Below are 1,060 nucleotides of genomic sequence, written 5' to 3'. Positions count from 1 at the left end.
GGCCCGCCACAGCAGCCGGCGCTTTCCGATACCGTCGCGACACCGACGGCACTGCACACGCCGGTCTCCGGCAGCACCAGCCGCACCTCGCGGGCCGCGGCATGGTCTCCGGCAATATCGGCCACCACCGAGCGGACCTGCTCGTAGCCGGTCGCCATCAGGAAGGTCGGGGCACGGCCGTAGGATTTCGAGCCGACGATGGTGAAACCGGGTTCGGGCTGCGCGAGCTCCGCAATGCCATGCGCGGGAACCGTGCCGCATGAGTGGAAGTTCGGATCGATCAGCGGCGCCAGTGCCGGCGGCGCTTCGACGACGGGATCGAGCGCGATGCGGATTTCGTCGAGGAACGACAGGTCTGGCCTGAAGCCGGTGGTGACGACGATGCGGTCCACGGCCATGCTGAACGGCTTGCCCGCGAGGTGGGCGTCGACGGCAAGCTTCTCGCCTTGCGTCTCGATGCGGTCGACGGCGAAGCCCGCCAGCATGTTCAGCCTGCCGTCCGCCATCGCCTGCCTGGCGGCCAGCCCAAGCGCACCACGTTCCGGCAACTGGTCGTTCAGCCCGCCGCCGAGCAATCTCTCGATGTTGGCGTGCCGCAGCGCCCAGAAGATTTCGGTGCCAGGCGCGCCATCCTGCAACTCCATCAGCGCCAGCGCGACGTTGATGGCCGAGTGCCCGCCGCCGATGACCAGGATGCGCTTGCCCGCATAGTCTTCTCTCGCCTTGCCGACCACGTCGGGAATGCCATAGGCGATGCGTGCCGACGCCTTGCCTTCGCCGGCAACCGGCAGCCCGTCGATGCCGATCGGGTTTGGCCGCCACCATGTTCCGGATGCGTCGATGACGGCGCGTGCGAGAAAGCGGTGCTCACCGCCGCCATCGCGGTAGCGGATGACGAAGGGCGCGTCCTTGCGGCCCTCATTGGCGACCTTGTCGTGCCCCTGACGGGTGATCGCGGTGACCTCGGCGCCGAGCTTCAGATTGGCGGCGATCGCCGGAAGCCGGCCAAGCGGCGCCAGATAGTCGCGCACGATCTCGCCGCCGGTCGGCAGGCCCTGGC

Annotated in this window: 1 protein-coding gene; it reads right to left on the bottom strand. The window is 68.7% G+C overall.

The features are described from left to right. Window positions 1-1,060 (bottom strand): NAD(P)-binding domain-containing protein (locus tag EN991_RS37455; protein ID WP_127370588.1); only part of this gene is annotated, 1,060 nt, incomplete at both ends.

This window comes from Mesorhizobium sp. M7A.F.Ca.US.005.03.2.1 (assembly GCF_003997795.1).
Taxonomy (GTDB): Bacteria; Pseudomonadota; Alphaproteobacteria; order Rhizobiales; family Rhizobiaceae; genus Mesorhizobium; species Mesorhizobium ciceri.
The sequence above is the reverse complement of the archived record's forward strand: the minus strand, read 5'-3'. Positions and strand labels throughout refer to the sequence as shown.